The organism is Xanthomonas sp. NCPPB 4037, from assembly GCF_041475695.2.
GTDB lineage: Bacteria > Pseudomonadota > Gammaproteobacteria > Xanthomonadales > Xanthomonadaceae > Xanthomonas > Xanthomonas campestris.
In genome coordinates, this window is record NZ_CM191261.1 from 4006924 (window position 1) to 4024177 (window position 17254).

The following is a 17254-nucleotide window of genomic DNA, read 5'->3' on the forward strand; positions in this document are numbered from 1 at the left end:
GGGCGCAGGTTATTAGCCTTGTGGCATAACATAAATCGCCACATCCTGATTGCACCGTTCACTCTCAGCGACCAATCCATGGACACGATGGACACGCTCCGCGCATTTCTGCGCGTTGCCGAGCTCGGCAGCTTCACCCGTGCCGCCGAAACGCTGGGCCTGCCGAAGGCCAGCGTCTCCACTGCCGTGCAGCGGCTCGAAGCCTCGCTGGGCACCCAGCTCCTGCATCGCACCACCCGCCGCGTGCAACTCACCGCCGACGGCACCGCGTTCTACCAGCGCAGCCGCGATCTGCTCGACGACATGGACGAACTGCAGGGCATGTTCCAGCGCGACCACAGCCAGTTGCGCGGGCGCCTGCGCGTGGACATGTCGGCCGGCATCGCGCGGCAGTTCGTGATCCCCGCGCTGCCGGCCTTTCTTGCCCAGCATCCGCAGCTGGAGATCGAAATCAGCGGCACCGATCGCCGCGTGGACCTGGTGCGCGAGGGCTTCGATTGCGTGGTGCGGGTTGGCACGGTGGAAGACACCAGCCTGGTCGGCCGGCCGCTGGGCGTGCTGCGCATCATCAACGTGGCCAGCGCGCAGTACCTGGCGCAACGTGGCGTGCCGCACACCCTTGAGGATCTGGCGCAGCACGATCTGGTGCACTACGTCTCCACGCTGGGCCAACGCTCGCCCGGGTTCGAATACCACGACGGTGCGCAGTACCACTGGCTGCCGATGCGCGGCCCGGTGACGGTGAACAACGGCGATGCCTATCTTGCTGCCGCACGTGCGGGGCTGGGCATCATCCAGGCACCGGCCAGCCCGCTGCAGCCGCATCTGGACAGTGGCGTGTTGGTGGAGGTGTTGGCGCAGATGGCACCGGAGCCGATGCCGGTCACGCTGCTGTATGCGCAGCGCCGGCATCTGCCGCAGCGCGTGCGTCTGTTCATGGACTGGATTGCGCAAGTGATGGCGCCGCATCTGGAGCCGCATTTGTCTTGAATCAGCGTCGGCGCGGGTGTGGCGCTACAGCGCTGGCGCTCGCGCCATGTAGACGGGCGTCGGCATGCCAATCTGGCACTACTTTAAGTGGCAACAGTGTCGCAAGCGTTCGCGTCTCGCAGAATCTCAACGCAAAAATCCTTGTTCCTGGCTACGTGGAAAACGCAGTCGCAGTCGCAAGAGAACGATAGTTACAGATCAGCACTGCACAAAAAAAAACACAGGCATCTCTGCGAGATGCCTGTGTGATTGCCAAGCCCATCAGACCTTGAAACGCCCGGGGTGTGCTTGATTAGAACGTGTAGTTGAAGGTCAGCATGCCGTTGCGCGATGCACCCCATGCGCCGTAGCCGCCATTGAATTGCGCGTAGTAACGCTTGTCGAGCAGGTTGTCGACATTGAGCTGCACCGAGAACTGCGGAGACAGGCGATACCGCGCAAACGCGCTGACCAGGGCATAGGCACCCTGCTGGAACGCGCCGTACACCGGGTCCACGTAGTACGAACGGTTCTGCCAGTTGACGCCGCCACCCACGGTCAGATCGCTCCACGCACCTTGCGGGGTGTAGCTGTTGAACAGCTTGAGGGTGGTGCGCGGCAGCTGCGTATTGATCGACGTGCCGCTGTCATCGCGCGCGGTGTAATGCGAGGCACCAAAGGTGGTGTTCCAACCGGCGGTCACACGACCGGAGATCTCGAAGTCGAAGCCTTCGCTGACCACGCCATTGGCGGCCTCATAGGCCGATTCGCTGCTACCCGGAACGAAGCCGCCGGTGGCCACGCCCAGGTTGTCTTGTTCGATGCGGAACACCGCAAGCGAGGCGTTGAGCTTGTCGTCGAACCAGGCAGCCTTGACGCCGGCTTCGTAGCCCTTGCCGGTCAGCGGATCCAGGTAGCCGCCGTTGGCATCGCGCAAGGTCTGCGGGTTGAAGATTTCGGTGTAGCTGACGTAGGTGGACCACACATCGTTGATGTCGTAGACCAGGCCGGCGTACGGGGTGACTTCGGTCTGGGTGTCGGAGAACGGTACCAACCCCTGCACGGCATCGAAGTTGCCGCCGTCGATCTGCCAGTCGGTATAGCGCGCGCCCACCAGCAACGTCAACGGGTCGGCCAGCGAGAAACGGCCCGCCACGTAGGCGGCTTTTTGCTTGATCGTACCGGTGCTCTGCACCGTGCGCGGACTCCAGTTGGGTTCCGGATACGCGCCATTCCAGCCGAAGTAGGTATCCAGCGGCGCCGGGAAATCGAAGGTGCCGTTGTTGGTGAATTCACGGCGGTTATAGCTGGCACCGGCCACCAGGTGATGCTCGCGGCCAAACAGCTGGAACGGGCCTTCCGCGTACACGTCGGCGCCGTCGGCCTTGCGCTCGGTGAGGTAGTTGCCCGAATACGGCACGACACCGCCGCCGGTGGCGCGGTCGAAACCGAAAATCGTATAGAACGGATAGAACAGATGATTGGCCGCTTCGGTCTTCTCATGGCTGACATTGGCCTTGAGCGTCCAGCCGTTGTCGAAGCCCTGCTGCAGGCTGGCGAAGGTGCGCTGCAGACGCGTATCCCAGAACGTCCAGTCGGCGGCCGGATTGAACGAGCGGTCGTAATTGGTGCGCGTGCCGTCGCTGAAGAACAGCGGGAAGCCGCCCCAGGTGACGTCGTCCGATTCCTTCTTCTGGTACTCGTAGCCCACGCTCAGCAGCGTGCTATCGGTGAGGTCGGCATCGATGATCGCCGAGCCGATCTTCTTGCGCAGGTTGTAGCGGTCCATGTCCGATTCGCCGTCCTGGTAGACGCCGATCACGCGTGCGCGCACATTGCCGCCGGGGCTGAGTGGCACGGTGACATCGGCCACGCTGCGGGTCTTGTTGAAATCGCCGCCACCCACCGACACGGTGCCGGTGAACTCGCGGCTGAGCGCGTGCTTGCGCACCAGGTTGATCGAGGCGGACGGATTGCCCGATCCGGTAAGCAGGCCGGTGGCGCCGCGCACCACTTCAACGCGGTCGTACAGGGCCACGTCCAGCGCCGAGTCGCCGTAGCTCCAGGCCTGCTCCATGTAGGCCGGGATGCCATCGAACTGATAGTTGTCGATGTAGAACCCGCGCGCGTAGAACTCCAGGCGCTCGCTGTCGCTCTGCGCCACCGAAATGCCGGTGACGTTGTTGAGCACGTCGGTGATGCTCTGCAGGTTCTGGTCGTCCATGCGGTCGCGGGTGATGACCGTGACCGACTGCGGAATCTCGCGCAGCGACAGGTTCATGCGCGTGCCGGCGGTGGTCTTCTCCACCGTGTAGCCGCGCTCGCCGGTGACGTTCACGCCATCAAGCGTGGTGACCTCGGCATCGGCGGCGGCGGCCTCAGCAGCGGGCGCTTCGGCCAGGGCTTGGCCGGCCGTCATCGTGCACAGCGCCGCGAACAGCGCGCGTGGCAGGACATGGCGGCGCGCGCCCACGGAAGGAAGACGCATCTGGGTACTACGGTTCATCGGGGGACTCCAACGCAGACGGATTGGGCCGCACGCGATCGCAGCGCCGGCAACAAAAGAGGGAGGAACGGGTGCCATACCACCGGCAGTGCCATTTTAATGGGAATGATTCACATTTTAAATAGCAAGCCAGACCTGTTTTGGCATCCCAGCAAGGGAAGCGAGCGCTACTTGTGGCTGGTTCATACCCTGCTGGAGCGGGTCAGTCCGACACGGTGCCGGTGCCAGCGACTCGCCACGTCGGTCGAGCCCGCGATCCCATGGCGCGGCATCTCCACTGGATCTGCTCTGCAGATCCGCATGGCGGCGTCACGTGATCCTGCGGCTATCGAGCAAACAAAGCCCGCATGGCGCGCGCTTGCTTACAACGCGCTTGTCCGCCCAGGCAGATCAGTACTCAGAGTCATTGCGGCCGAGTTCGCCCATGCGCAACACTCGACGCGGATGCCGCGCACCAGCGGAACAACGGACCCTCGCCCAGCGCATGCCGGGCGCCAACGCACCAGGGAGCACTGCCAGCGATTCACCACGCCGCCACGTCTTGGAATGCACGTGGCGGTGCATGCTGCCTACCTGCAGCATCACCCATCGCGCAGACCTTCCAAGAAAAAAGCCGGCTTTCGCCGGCTTTTTTCAATCAACACCACAACACATTACAGCGCCTTGGCGGCCTCGACCACGTGCTCGGCGGTGATCTTGAAGTACGCATACAGCTGGTCGGCCGGTGCCGACGCGCCGAACGTGTCGATCCCGATCACCGCACCGTCCAGGCCCACGTACTTGCGCCAGAAGCCGGTCACGCCCGCTTCCACCGCCACGCGCTTGCGCACGGCATTGGGCAGCACCTGCTCGCGGTACGCGGCATCCTGGCGATCGAACACGTCGGTGGACGGCATCGACACCACGCGTGTCTTCAGCCCGGCCGCATCCAGCGTCTTCTTCGCTTCCACCGCCAAGCCCACTTCCGAGCCGGTGCCGATCAAGATCACGTCGGGCGCGCCGCCTTCGGCATCGGCCAACACGTAACCGCCGCGTTCGATCAGTTTGATCTGCTCGGCGCTGCGCGGCTGGTGCTGCAGATTCTGGCGACTGAACACCAGGCAGCTCGGGCCGTCCTTGCGAGTGATCGCGGCCTTCCAGCTCACCGCCGACTCCACCGCATCGCCCGGGCGCCACACATCGTTGTTGGGGATGTAGCGCAGCGAGGCCAGGTGTTCGACCGGCTGATGGGTCGGGCCGTCTTCGCCCAGGCCGATCGAGTCGTGCGTGTACACATGGATCGCATGCGCCGGATTCAACGCGCTCATGCGTACGCCGTTACGCGCGTAGTCGCTGAACACCAGGAAGGTGGCGTCGAACGGGATGAAGCCGCCATGCAGCGCCAGGCCGTTGGCAATGGCAGTCATGCCGAATTCGCGCACGCCGTAATACACGTAGTTGGCGTTCGGGTCGTCGGTGGCGACCGACTTGCTGGCCTTCCACAAGGTGAGGTTGGAATGCGCCAGGTCGGCCGAGCCACCGACCAGCTCCGGCAGCAGCGGTGCGAACGCTTCGATTGCCAGCTGCGATGCCTTGCGCGAGGCGATGGTCTGGCCATCTTCCTGCGCCTTGGCGATGTAGGCATCGGCCTGGGCGATGAAGTCGGCCGGCAACTCGCCACGCGAACGGCGGGTCAGCTCATCGGCCTGTTCGCCGTACTGCTTGGCGTACTTGTCGAACAGCTGCTCCCACTCGGCCTGACGCAGCGTGCCGGTGCCACCTGCGCGCCAGCCGGCGTAGATCTCTTCGGGAATCTCGAACGGGCCGTACGGCCATTCCAGCGCCTTGCGCGCGCCTTCCAGCTCTTCCTTGCCCAGCGGTGCGCCGTGTGAGGATTCCTTGCCCGACTTGGTGGGTGCACCGAAGCCGATCTTGGTGCGGCAGCAGATCAGCGTGGGCTTGTCGCTGTTTTCCAGCGCCGCCTCGATGGCCGCCTTGATCTTCTCGGCGTCGTGCCCGTCCACATCACGGATCACATGCCAGCCATAGGCTTCGAAGCGTGCCGGGGTGTTGTCGCTGAACCAGCCGGCAGTGTTGCCGTCGATGGAGATCTGGTTGTTGTCCCAGAACGCGACCAGCTTGCCCAGGCCCCAGGTACCGGCCAGCGAGGCGGCCTCGTGCGAGATGCCCTCCATCATGCAACCGTCGCCCATGAACACCCAGGTGCGGTGGTCGACGATTTCCAGCTCAGGCCGGTTATAGCGCTGTGCCAGCAACTTCTCGGCCAGCGCGAACCCGACTGCATTGGCAAAGCCCTGCCCCAGCGGCCCGGTGGTGGTTTCCACCCCAGGGGTTTCGCTGCGCTCGGGGTGGCCGGCGGTCTTGCTGTGCAACTGACGGAACTGCTTGAGCTGCTCGATCGGCAGGTCGTAGCCGGACAGGTGCAGCAGCGCGTACTGCAGCATCGACCCGTGTCCGTTGGACAGCACGAAACGGTCGCGGTTGAACCACTGCGGATTGTTCGGGTTGTGCCTGAAGAAATCGTTCCACAGCACTTCGGCGATATCGGCCATGCCCATGGGCATGCCGGGGTGGCCGGACTTTGCGGCTTCGACCGCATCGGCGGCGAGGAAACGGATGGCGTTGGCCAGCTGGCGGCGGGTGGGCTGGGTCATGGGCGTCTATGGAAGCGGAGGGGAACACCGCTGGAAGCGGAGACCGGTATTCTCCCACAGAGCGTGTTAGGGGAATCAGCAGCCGGGAATGGAGAAACGGGAATCGGGAATCGGATGCAGTGTTGCAAGTTGGCCGCTAACGCCACTCACACCACCGCTACCGCTGCGATGCGCAGGACTTCGCAGTACGCGCCCCGATCGCAACAGCCCGCTCTAACGATTCCCGATTCCCGATTCCCTACTTCTCCCCCTTAGCCACCAGCGTCGTCAACGCCAGATCGCCGGTGACATTCAGCGCGGTACGACACATGTCCAGGAAGTGATTGACGCCCAGGATCATGCCGATGCCGACCGGGTTGACCCCGACCATCGCGCAGATCAGCGCTACTACCGGCAGCGAGCCGGAGGGTACGCCGGCGGTGCCGATGCCGCCCAGAATGCAGACGATCATCACCATGAATTGCTGGCCGATGCTCAGGTCCACATTGAAGAACTGCGCCAGGAAGATCACCGTCACGCCTTCGAACAGCGCGGTGCCGTTCTGGTTGGCGGTGGCGCCCACGGTGAGCACGAAGCGCGAGACCCGCGGCGGCAGCCCCATCTCGTCGGCCACGCGCAAGGCGGTTGGCAGGGTCGCATTGCTGGAGGCGGTGGAGAACGCCATCAGCGTGGCCTCCTGCGTCTGCCGGAAGAAGCCGATCGGCGAACGCCCGGCGAACTTCACCGCCAGCCCGTAGCTGACCACCATGTGCAGGCCCAGCGCCAGCACCACCACACCGACGTAGGCGCCCAGGCGAATCAGCAGATCGAAGCCGAACAACGCGGCCAGATTGAACATGAAACAGGCCACCGCGTACGGCGCCAGGCGGATCACCAGCCCGATCAGGGTCATCGAGATCTCGAAGATGCCTTCGATGCCGCGCTTGAGCGTGGCCACTTTTTCGTCGGCGGTGAGCACCATGCCCACGCCGAACATCACCGCGAAGAACATCAACGACAGGATCGCGCCATTGCTCGAGGCCGCCGCAATCACGTTGTTCGGCACGATGGAAAGCAGCATGTCCATGCCCTGCGGCTGATTGCCGGAGCTGGAGATGATTTCGCGGGTGCGGTCGGCATTTTCCTGGATCAACTGGTTGGCCAGTTGCGGGTCCACGCCTGCGCCGGGCTTGAGCACATTGACCAAAACCAAGCCCAGCAACACCGCAATGCCCGACAACACCACCGTGTAGCCCAGCGTGCGCCAGCCCACCCGGCCCAACGCGCGGATATCGCCCATTTCCGCAATGCCGACCACCAGCGCCGAAAACAGCAGCGGTACGATCAGCATGAAGATCAGATTGAGGAAGATCTGCGAGAACGGCGTGGTGACGTACTTGGTCACCAGCCGCACCCACTCGGCATCGCTCCCGGCCAGGTAGTACACGGCCAGACCCAGCACCAGGCCGATGGCGAAGCCAATGCCCATCTTCCAATGCAGGGGCAGGCCTGGGCGGCGCGCGGCTGGGGATGCGGTCATCGGGACAGGCCTTGGTCTGGACACAAAGGCCGGAGCTTAACAAACACCACCGGCGCGGCCACCTACCCAAGGCGCCCCATGCGCGCATCCTTAGGGTAGGCCCGCCTCTCGACACCATGTGCTGCAGACGCTGGAGCGGGCAGCAAACAGCGCTCATCTTGCACAACGCCAAAGCGCAGCCGCCAAGGCGCAAGCGGCACCGCAGCAGCGCCGGTGTGCCCTACCCGACCTGTCTTTAGTGTTGAAACGACGCACCGACCAGCGTGCCAGGCCCTTGCCCGCCCACCGTCGCGGGACCTTTGGCGGCATGGATGCCGCCAAAGAGCTACAGGGACGTACTTGCGGCGTGTCCCGCGACGGTGGGCGGGCAAGGGCCCTGCAGCAGCCCCGCAGCCATAACGCTCTGCGCGCTCTTCATCCCGCACACCTATTGCCGTACGCAGCCGAAACTCAATCAGTCATCACGCAAGACCACGCGGCAGCGCTGGCAGCGGCCGGGTCCTGCGCACCCGACTTAACCTTGCCGTGGCTCGTCTGTCGTGTCGCTGTCGCGGCAGCGCAAGCAATCAACGCGCAGGCGGATACAGCGGTGCCAGCACCTCCGGCTCTGCTGCCGTGGCGTGATGCCAGCGCGGGCCATTGGCGAACGCCTCGCGCAAGGCAGCGCGGGCTGCAGTCACATCGCCATCGCCACCCCAACGGGCGCGTTGCATCTGTGCCACCGCCGCGCGCTGAGCCGGGTCGCTCAAAGCTGCCAGCACACTGTCGATGTCGGCAACGCCGGCCATGCCGCACAGCACCGTGGCCACATCGTCCATGCCACCGGTATCGAGCGCACGGCGCAGGTCGGCCACGCTATGGGTGGCGCGCCTGCCGGGCGCCGGCGCAGCAGCACCAGCACCGGCGGCCACCGTGCGCGCTCCAACGCGACGACGACACAGCGCCCAGACCAGGGTGGCAATCCACAGCACCGCGAAACCCAACGCCGCCGCGATCCAGCCCCACGGGCGCGAGGCTGCAGGGGCGCCCTGCAAGCGCAGCGTACTGGCCGCCGGCGCAGGTACCACGGCCTCGCCAGCTGGCTGGCTGGCAGGCGAAGGCGCCGCTGCGGGCGCTGCGAATGCACCGCTGCCCGCCGCCACATCCAGCGTGAGGTCCGGCAGCGATGCCGTCTTCGCCGCTGCCGCGCCCACATCCCACCACGCCACCTGCAGGCCAGGAATCAACAGTGGGCCTGCACGATTGGGCACGATCGAATAACGCCGCGTCAGCCGCAGCTGTGGCGAGCCATCGACAAACCGCTCCTCGTACTGCGCCGGTTCGGCAAACACTTGCGCGTCCGGCACGCTGGGCGTCGGCAGCTCCGGGAACTGTGCCTGGGTGGCGCCGCGTGCGCTGGCTTCCACCACGATCTGCGCTGCCTCGCCGGCGGTGGCCCGCTGCGGCGTGGAGGTGTAGCGCAGCGTCAGGCTGCGCAACGGCAACCACGGCTGCGGCGCATTGGCCGGCTGCGCGCGCACCTGCAGCGGAATGCTGGCGCTGCGCGCGTTCAATTCGCCATTGCCGCGCCCGAAATAATCGTCGAAGAACCCACCCACCGCGCGCCCGTTGAAGCGGGCCGGCGGCACCACCAGGCGGCCGCTGCGCTCGGGAACCAGCAGGTAGCGCCGCTCCACCACGTTGTACTGCCGCCCGTTGACCGCCCTGGCCGAACTCACATCATCGCCAACGCGCTGCAGCGACGCGCCGTCCGGGGCTTGCAGATCCAGTTCGCCAGAGGCCAGCTGGGTGGCGTAGTACAGCCGCACCACCACGCCCACGCTCTGCTGCACGTAGGGCTGTGGGTCGTCCACCTGGGTTTCGACGAACGCTTCTTCGTTGCCGCGCGCCGCGCTTGCGCCAGCGGCCCCAGGAGCGCCGGCATCGACAGCCGTAGCCACCACCTGCAGCCGAAGCGGCTCGGTGCGCTCGTTGCCCACCCGGATCGCCGGCACGATGATCTCGCCAGTCTGGCGTGGCGTGATCACCACCCCGAACAACGCCCGGATGGTCACCGAACCATTGGTCACCTGCATCTGCTGGTTGGCGTTCTTGGCCCCCAGCCCGAACCCACCACGCAACGGGCCGTAATCGGGCTCGGCGCCGCGCTGGTCGGTTTCGATGTTCAAGGTCACCGCATCGCCCGCATCGATGCTGTCACGGTCCAGCCAGGCGCGCGTCACCGCGCCGGCGGGCAACGCCAGGATCGCCACGCTGCTGCTCAGCAGCCATATCGCCACCCGGCGCCAGTGCCCGTTACCCATCATTGTCCGTCCCGTTGCCTGCGTTCGTGTTCCAGCCTGAATTTGGCGCGCAACAGGCTGCCCGGATCATCCGGCACGCGCCGGATCCATGCATCCACCGCCTGCCGTTGCTCGCGCTGCTCCGGCGTTTCTGCTGCGGCTGCGGCGGCGGCCTGCTGCTCCTTGGTGGGCGCGCCCTTGGCACCAGCCTGCGCGATGGCCTGTTCCATCTTGCGGCGTTGCGCTGCATCGGCCTGCTGCTGGGCCTGGGCATCCGGCGTCTGCGGCGGGCTGTCGGGCTGTTTTTGCTCGCCCTGCCCCGCTGGCGACGGCTGGCCCGGCGTCTGGCCGTCCTTGGGCGGCTGCGAAGACGGCTTTCCGTCCTGGCCGCCCTTGCCATCCTGCCCGTCCTTGCCGGCAGTTTGTTCCGGCTTGCCCTGCCCGTCCTTGTTCTGATCCTGCTGTTTGTCGCCCTTGTTCTGGTTTTGCTGCGGCTTGCCCTTGCCGTCCTTGTTCTGCTGCTGACGCTTGCGCGCCGCGTCCACCGCGGCGCGGTTGGCGATGGCGTCCTGCAGCTGGGGCTGTTGCCGCAGCGCACGGTCGTAGGCGGCAATCGCATCGTCGTAGCGCCCCTGACGGGCCAGCGCATTGCCAAGGTTGTACCAGCCCTGGTCGGTGGGCACGGCCTCGAAGGCCTTCTGCGCGGCGGCGAAATCGCCCTTGCGGTAGGCCTGCACGCCGGCGTCCAGGCGTTGCTGCTGCACCTGGTCGGCGCGTTGCCACAACGTCCCTTCCGCCGCCTGCGCCGGTTCGACAAAGGGCCCGACACACAACAACGCCAGCACCATCACCGCTGCGCGCCGGCGGAACGCCAACAACGCCAGCGCCATCACCGGGAACAGCAACCAGTAGCCCTCATCGAGCCAGGTCTTGCTGCCGTTCGCGGCCGCGGCGGCATCGGCCGCGGGTTGTTGTGCCGGGTCCAGCACGCCCAGCGCACGCAGGTCGGCATCGTCAGCGGCAAGCGGTGCATAACGGCCACCGCCCTGGCTGGCGAGATCGCGCAAGCTCGCTTCGTCCAGCCGCGCCTGCGCGATCTCACCCGACGCGGCGCGGTAGGCCGCGCCACGCGCGCTGCCCACACCCAAGGTGGAGACATTAAAGCCGCGCGAGCGCGCGACCCGCGCCGCGCTTTCGGCCGACTCATCGGCACTGTCGCTCATCACCAGGATGTCGCCCTGCTTGAAGCCAGCTTGCGACAGCAGCTGCACCGCCGCCTCGATAGCGCGGTCCGCACGCTTGCCATCCACCGGCATCACCGACGGCGACAACGCATCCAGAAACAGGGCCACGTTGGCCGCGTCCTCGGTCAGCGGCGCCACGGTGAAACTCTCGCCCGCGTATGCCAGCAACGCCACATCGCCACCGGCACGCTCGCGCAACAGCGTGGCCAGCTTGGCGCGTGCCTGCAGCAACCGCGAGGGCGGCAAATCGTTGGCGTTGATGCTGGAGGACAGATCCAACGCCACCACCAACGGCCGGTTGGATTGATACACCGGCCGCTCGGTTTGCCGCCAACTGGGCCCACTCATCGCAACGACCGCCACGCTGTAGGCCACAACCGCGAGTACAAAACCAGACCACCCACGACGGCCGCCAGTCACCAGCAACTGCGGCAACAGATGCGCATCGACACTTTGCCGCCACACGTCCGCGTCGCGCTGGCGCAGGAACCACAGCACTGCCGCTGGCACGATCAACACCAGCGCCCACAGCAGTTGCGGACGCAGCAGATGCAGCGTGTGCAACGCAGTACTCAGCGTGTTCATCGCCATCTCCGCGGCAATGCGTAGGCCAGCAATCCGATCAGCAGTGCCGCTCCCAACGGCCAGTAATAACGCTCGACCTTCGGCTGCACCGATGGCCCGGCGGCCTTCACCGGTTCCAGGCGATCCAACTCGGCGTAGATGCCGGCCAGTTCCTCGGTATCGCGGGCACGGAAGAAGCGCCCACCGGTCTGCTCGGCAATCTTGCGCAGGCCGTCTTCATCGATATCGTCGCCACCACCGGCCGGAATCGGCACACCGAACAACGAATAGCTCCCGCTGCCACCGAAGGCGATGGTGTGCACGCGCACGCCCTCGGCCTTGGCAAGCTCGGCCGCCTTCAGCGGGTTGAGGACACCAGCGGTGTTGACGCCGTCAGTGAGCAGCACCACGACACGCTGGCCCTGGCGCTGCTCGCGCAGACGCTTGACCGACAAGGCAATGGCATCACCGATTGCGGTTTCGCGCCCGGCCAGGCCCACCACGCTGTCAGCCAGCTGATCGCGCACGCTGGTGAGGTCGGCGGTCAGCGGCGTCAACGCATAGGCACGCTGCCCGAATACCAACAAGCCCACCCGGTCGCCTTCGCGCCGATCCAGAAAGTCCGAGAGCACCGCCTTGGCCGCGGTCAGGCGGTCCACCACATTGCCGCCCAGCACCATGTCCGGTTCGCTCATGCTGCCGGACAGGTCCACCGCCAGCATCATCTGGCGTGCCTCCCGCGGCGGCTGGATCACTTCGCCCAGTTGTTGCGGACGCGCCAGCGCGGCACACAGCAAAAACCATCCCAGCCACGCCAGCCAGCGCGGCGCACGCAGCGATGGAATGCGTGGCGCACTTACCATCGCACGCAGCTGCTGGGCATACGGCACGCGCAATGCGGATGCCTGCGTGCGGCGCTGCGGCCAGAACCACATCAGCAACGGCAGCGGCATCAACCACCAGGCCCACGGCCACGCGCAGTGCGCCAGCGCATCCTGCCATTGCGACCACTGCAGCCAGTTCATCGCCGCCCCTGCATCAGGCGAAGGAAGCGTTGGCGTGCCAGCTGCTCCACCGCCGCAAGATCGCTCACTGCCGGGTCACGTTGAAACCCACCGTCCAGCAACACACGGCCGGGGCCCTGCGAAAACGCATGGCCCTTGCGGCCATCCAGCAATTGCAGCCAAGCATCGCCCTGCAGCCGATCGGCCTGTGGGTCAACCGTGCGCGCGGCACGCCGCAGCAACGCCGACAGCGCCGCCAGCCGCTGCGCTGGCGTGCTGGCCGCCTGCAGCGCAGCGTCGAAGGTCGCCGCCCAGCGTTGGGCGCGCCGGCGGCGACGCCACCACCACAAAGCCAACGTGCTCAGCACCAGAACGATTGCCGCGATCACCAGCCACCAGCCCAAGGCCAGCGGCCACCACGACGGTGACGGCGGCAGGTGCACATCGCGCAGCGGAAGGGTGTCGGGCGTCATCGCGATGACTCCCGCACTGAAGAGACGCCGCCGCCCAGCCAGGCATCACTGGCATCGGCCGTGGACAGACGGTGCAGGCGCACACCACGGGCCTGCAGCAGCGTCGACAACCGTTCCAGCGGCGCGACGAATTCGGCATTCCACTGCGCGCGCCCTGCCTGCGTGGTGAGGTCCACGGTGATCCGTTGCCCGCCCGCGTCGAAGGTGAGCGCACGCGCGGGCGGTGCCAGCTCCAGTGGATCCACCAGCACGATCACCACCACCTCGTGATGCAGGGCGAGCCCCGACCAGCGCGACTCGGGCACCGCGGCGGCACTTCGTGCATCGGCGAGCACGGTGAGGCGCGCGCCCGGGCGTAACAGGCGTGTCGCATGGTCGAGCCCGACCTGCAACCCGGCATCATCGGCCGGCGGCTGTGCATACCAGCGCGCCAAGGCATCCAGCACCGGCAACACCCCGCGCTGCCCGGCGCGTGGCGCAATCGGCGCTTCGCTCGCGGTGCCACGCAACGCGGCAATCCGGTCGCCCTGCCGCTGCGCCAGCCAGGCCGCCACGGCACCGGCGCGTGCTGCCTGCACCGACTTGTAGCGCACACGGGTGCCGAAGAAGAGCGCGGGCGCGGTGTCGGCCACGATCAGGCTCAACCGCTCGCGTTCGGCCTGAAACAACTTGGTGTGCGCGCGCCCGGTGCGTGCGGTGACGCGCCAGTCGATATGCCGCGCATCATCGCCGGCCACGTACTCGCGCGACTCGGCGTATTCCATGCCACGCCCGCGTGTTGCCGCCGGCACCGGACCCACCAACCCATGCCGGCCACGGCCCGGTTGATGCCGCTGGCGAGCGGCACCGCGCAACGCAATCAACTCGGCCAGCTGCGGACGCACGCCATCGCCAGCGACGGACAACGGGGCAGCAGCAGACGGCGAGGACGGCATCGAGGCGATCGGCTTCGGGCGAAAGGGCGGCATACCGCAGCGACGCTACCCGATCAGGGCAGCGGAATCTTTTCCAACAGCGCGGCGACCAGACGTTCGCCATCCCAGCCTTCGGCGGTCGCCTCGTAGCTGGGCAGCACGCGATGGCGCAGCACGTCCGGCGCGATGGCGCGGATATCGTCCGGGGTCACGTAATCGCGGCCGGCCAACCACGCACGTGCGCGCGCGCAGCGTTCCAGCGCGATCGAGCCACGCGGGCTTGCGCCCCAGGCGATACGCCGCGCCAGCGCAGGGTCGTAACGCTGCGCATCGCGCGACGCCAGCACGATCTCGATCAGGTAGCGCTCAAGCTGCGGCGCAAGATGCACATCCAGTACCACGCGGCGTGCGGCGAACACATCCTCCAGCGGAATCTTGTCCGGCACCGTCGCATGCTTTTCCAGGGTATCGCGCGCGGTTTCACGCGCCAGCCGCAGGATCTCGGCCTCCGCATCGGCCTGCGGATACCCGATCCGCACATGCATCAGAAAGCGGTCCAACTGCGCCTCGGGCAGCGGGAACGTACCCTCCTGCTCGATCGGATTCTGCGTCGCCATCACCAGGAACAGCTGCGGCAAGGCATAGGTATGCCGGCCCACCGTGACCTGCCGCTCGCCCATCGCCTCCAGCAGCGCCGACTGCACCTTGGCCGGCGCACGGTTGATTTCATCGGCGAGCAAAATCGGATGGAAGATCGGCCCGGGCATGAACTCGAAGCGCCCTTCCTGCGGCCGCCAGATCTCGGTGCCGGTCAGATCGGCCGGCAGCAGGTCCGGCGTGAACTGGACGCGCGCAAAATCGGTTTCCAGCCGTGAGGCCAGTGCGCGGATGGCGGTGGTCTTGGCCAGACCGGGCGCGCCCTCCACCAGCAGGTGGCCGTCGGCCAGCAAGGCGATCAGCAGCCGCTCGACCAACGCGGACTGCCCCACGATGCGTTGCGCCAGCGACTCGCGCAGCGCGGTGAATTGACCATGCAGCCGGTCCTCGGCGGGCGCGGCGGCGGCTTCTGGCGGAAGGAGCGGCGGTGCGTTCATAGACCCAGTGTGACCGATTCGAACGCGATTGGTTCACTGTGCGGGCGGAAGATGTTCAGTGAGTGACCGGGGTCATGCCTGATGCTCGTCTTCCGGACACAAGAAAGCCGGGCATGCATACGGCATGCCCGGCTTCTTCAGTGCGGTACGGATCAGCGAACAGCTGATGCGACGCGCAGGACCTTCGGCGTAATGAAGATCAGCAGCTCGGCCTTATCCTTGCTGCGACCGCGGCTCTTGAAGAGATTTCCCAAGAACGGGACGTCGCCAAGGAACGGTACCTTACTCACGCTGGCGCGATCAGTGAATTCGTAGACACCGCCAATCACTACAGTCTGACCATCGTCCACCAACACAGCGGTATTGATTTCGCGCCGATTGATGGAGGGGACCGTGCCGTAATTTGGCAATTCGATCAGCTGATCGATCTCGTCCTTCTTGACATTCATGTTCAAGAAAACCCGGTTGTCGTTGGTGATGGTGGGCGTCACCTTCAGTTCCAGCAAGACTTCCTTGAACTGGACGTTGGGCGTCGCGACTTGACCCGCCGTACCACCTGTCACCGTGACATAACCGATCTCGCGGCCCTGCTTGATAACGCCTTCGCGCTGATTGGATGTAACAATGCGCGGATTGGAAATCACCTCGCCACGCCCCTCTTGTTGAAGTGCTGACAGCTCCAGATCCAAGTTGAAGTTTGAACCCAGCAGCGTATAGGCGAGACTCGGCGCCGCTCCGTTGGTGAACGCACCAGCGGGAAGATTAACGTTCAACCCTCTGTCTGCAGCTGAGCCACCGCCGGCAGCAGTGCTGCCGATCGTAGCGACATTGCCACCATAGGTATGTGTGCCACCCAGGCCAAACTTTGCGCCAAGATCGCGTGCAAACGTGTCGGTAGCGATCACGATACGGCCTTCGATCAGCACCTGATCCACCGGACGATCGATATGCGAAATCAGCTCGCGCATCTGCGCGACCTTCTTCGGTACATCGCTGATCATCAAGGTGTTGGTACGTTCGTCGGCAACCAGACGACCGCGCGGCGACAAAAAGCCATTGTCTTGCTGGCTTTGTCCACCACCACCCTGCCCACCGCCGCCGCCAATGCCCTTGGCCTCGGTCAGCGCCTTAAAGATCAACGCCGCGTTGTGGTAATTGATCTGCACATAATCGGTGATCAGTTCTTCGCGGTTCTCAATCGCGATACGGGCGTCTTCCTTGTCCTGTTCGAACTTGGCCAGCTCCGGCTGCGGAGCAACCCAGACCACGCCGCCATCGCGGCGCTTGTCCAGGCCTTTGGCGCGCAGCACGATGTCCAGCGCCTGGTCCCACGGCACGTTCATCAGGCGCAGCGTGACGTTGCCCTGCACCGTATCGGAAGCCACGATGTTGAGGTTGGATTCCTCGGCGATCAGCTGCAGCACGGTGCGCACCGGCACGTCCTGGAAGTTGAACGTCACCGGGCGGCCGCTGTAGCCGCGCGCGGCGATCTGCGCGGCAGCCTGCGTCACCGCGCTGGCGCTCACGCCGCCAACGGCCGGCTGGCCCTTGCGGGGAGTGATTTCCACCACGTATTCGTTGCCGGTCTGGTAGGCCAGCGAGTCGAATGCACCCTTGGTCGACAGCACCAGCTGCGAGCCGCCACCGGATGGTTTGACCTCGACGCGCTGCACCGGGGTGGCGAAGTCAGTGACGTTGAGCGGGCGCTGCAGTTCGGCAGGCAGGCGGGCGTTGCTGATGTCGACCAGCACGTTGTCGCCCTGCGTGCGCAGGTCGGGGCTGGCGCCCTGGCCGTCGAACTGCAGGATCAGGCGGCCTGCGCCGTCATCGCCGCGCTTGAAGTCGATCTTGGACACCGCCAGGCTGGCCGGAGCGGTCTTGGCCGGATCCTGCGCAGGCTGGGCCAGCGCGGCGGCGGCAAACGAACTGCCGCTCGCCAGCGTCAGCGCGAACCCCAGCACGCAGGCCCGGAGCATTGCCTGGCGCCGGACCGGACGCAGGCGCTGGGCGTTGGAAAAAGTCATCGTGCTA

At 65.9% G+C, this 17254-nt stretch carries 11 protein-coding genes; 1 reads left to right on the forward strand and 10 read right to left on the reverse strand.

Annotated features, from left to right (window positions below; genetic code table 11):
* The first annotated feature begins 78 nt into the window (after nucleotides 1-78).
* The gene (locus tag ACCQ01_RS17745) at nucleotides 79-990 is read left to right on the forward strand and encodes a LysR family transcriptional regulator (RefSeq protein WP_228431129.1); all 912 of its coding nucleotides are present in this window, start codon (nucleotides 79-81) and stop codon (nucleotides 988-990) included.
* Nucleotides 991-1282: 292 nt separating this feature from the next.
* On the opposite strand, the gene fhuE is transcribed toward ACCQ01_RS17745, so the two are convergent.
* The 10 genes from fhuE to ACCQ01_RS17795 all read right to left on the reverse strand — a co-directional run bounded on the left by fhuE (nucleotide 1283) and on the right by ACCQ01_RS17795 (nucleotide 17247).
* Nucleotides 1283-3475 (reverse strand): ferric-rhodotorulic acid/ferric-coprogen receptor FhuE, encoded by a 2193-nt coding sequence (gene fhuE / locus ACCQ01_RS17750; RefSeq protein ID WP_228431131.1) that lies wholly within the window; start codon nucleotides 3473-3475, stop codon nucleotides 1283-1285.
* Nucleotides 3476-4128: 653 nt separating this feature from the next.
* The gene (gene tkt, locus ACCQ01_RS17755; protein WP_014508806.1) at nucleotides 4129-6129 is read right to left on the reverse strand and encodes a transketolase; all 2001 of its coding nucleotides are present in this window, start codon (nucleotides 6127-6129) and stop codon (nucleotides 4129-4131) included.
* A 238-nt stretch (nucleotides 6130-6367) separates the two neighbouring features.
* Nucleotides 6368-7648 (reverse strand): dicarboxylate/amino acid:cation symporter, encoded by a 1281-nt coding sequence (locus ACCQ01_RS17760; protein WP_170873886.1) that lies wholly within the window; start codon nucleotides 7646-7648, stop codon nucleotides 6368-6370.
* Between the two features lie 566 nt (nucleotides 7649-8214).
* Nucleotides 8215-9954: a BatD family protein gene (locus ACCQ01_RS17765; protein ID WP_228431133.1), complete on the reverse strand. Its 1740-nt coding sequence runs from the start codon at nucleotides 9952-9954 to the stop codon at nucleotides 8215-8217.
* Complete coding sequence (locus tag ACCQ01_RS17770; protein ID WP_228431134.1) at nucleotides 9951-11765, reverse strand: VWA domain-containing protein; 1815 nt, start codon at nucleotides 11763-11765, stop codon at nucleotides 9951-9953. Before ACCQ01_RS17770 ends, ACCQ01_RS17765 begins: the two co-directional genes overlap by 4 nt.
* On the reverse strand, nucleotides 11756-12763 hold the full coding sequence (locus ACCQ01_RS17775; RefSeq protein ID WP_011038327.1) for a vWA domain-containing protein: 1008 nt from the start codon (nucleotides 12761-12763) through the stop codon (nucleotides 11756-11758). Before ACCQ01_RS17775 ends, ACCQ01_RS17770 begins: the two co-directional genes overlap by 10 nt.
* Nucleotides 12760-13215, reverse strand: a complete 456-nt coding sequence (locus tag ACCQ01_RS17780) for a DUF4381 domain-containing protein (protein ID WP_040940739.1) — start codon at nucleotides 13213-13215, stop codon at nucleotides 12760-12762. Before ACCQ01_RS17780 ends, ACCQ01_RS17775 begins: the two co-directional genes overlap by 4 nt.
* Nucleotides 13212-14183: a DUF58 domain-containing protein gene (locus ACCQ01_RS17785; protein WP_019237289.1), complete on the reverse strand. Its 972-nt coding sequence runs from the start codon at nucleotides 14181-14183 to the stop codon at nucleotides 13212-13214. Before ACCQ01_RS17785 ends, ACCQ01_RS17780 begins: the two co-directional genes overlap by 4 nt.
* A 20-nt stretch (nucleotides 14184-14203) precedes the next feature.
* Nucleotides 14204-15223, reverse strand: coding sequence for an AAA family ATPase (locus tag ACCQ01_RS17790; RefSeq protein ID WP_011038330.1), 1020 nt, complete (start codon nucleotides 15221-15223; stop codon nucleotides 14204-14206).
* A 152-nt stretch (nucleotides 15224-15375) separates the two neighbouring features.
* Entirely contained in the window at nucleotides 15376-17247 is a 1872-nt protein-coding gene (locus ACCQ01_RS17795) for a type IV pilus secretin PilQ (RefSeq protein WP_228431136.1), read from the reverse strand.
* Between the last annotated feature and the right edge of the window lie 7 nt (nucleotides 17248-17254).

Bases quoted from the DNA above. Each gene is read 5' to 3' on its own strand.
- ACCQ01_RS17745 (WP_228431129.1), top strand. From the start codon at position 79: ATGGACACGATGGACACGCTCCGCGCATTTCTGCGCGTTGCCGAGCTC.
- fhuE (WP_228431131.1), bottom strand. From the start codon at position 3,475: ATGAACCGTAGTACCCAGATGCGTCTTCCTTCCGTGGGCGCGCGCCGC.
- tkt (WP_014508806.1), bottom strand. From the start codon at position 6,129: ATGACCCAGCCCACCCGCCGCCAGCTGGCCAACGCCATCCGTTTCCTC.
- ACCQ01_RS17760 (WP_170873886.1), bottom strand. From the start codon at position 7,648: ATGACCGCATCCCCAGCCGCGCGCCGCCCAGGCCTGCCCCTGCATTGG.
- ACCQ01_RS17765 (WP_228431133.1), bottom strand. From the start codon at position 9,954: ATGATGGGTAACGGGCACTGGCGCCGGGTGGCGATATGGCTGCTGAGC.
- ACCQ01_RS17770 (WP_228431134.1), bottom strand. From the start codon at position 11,765: ATGGCGATGAACACGCTGAGTACTGCGTTGCACACGCTGCATCTGCTG.
- ACCQ01_RS17775 (WP_011038327.1), bottom strand. From the start codon at position 12,763: ATGAACTGGCTGCAGTGGTCGCAATGGCAGGATGCGCTGGCGCACTGC.
- ACCQ01_RS17780 (WP_040940739.1), bottom strand. From the start codon at position 13,215: ATGACGCCCGACACCCTTCCGCTGCGCGATGTGCACCTGCCGCCGTCA.
- ACCQ01_RS17785 (WP_019237289.1), bottom strand. From the start codon at position 14,183: ATGCCGCCCTTTCGCCCGAAGCCGATCGCCTCGATGCCGTCCTCGCCG.
- ACCQ01_RS17790 (WP_011038330.1), bottom strand. From the start codon at position 15,223: ATGAACGCACCGCCGCTCCTTCCGCCAGAAGCCGCCGCCGCGCCCGCC.
- ACCQ01_RS17795 (WP_228431136.1), bottom strand. From the start codon at position 17,247: ATGACTTTTTCCAACGCCCAGCGCCTGCGTCCGGTCCGGCGCCAGGCA.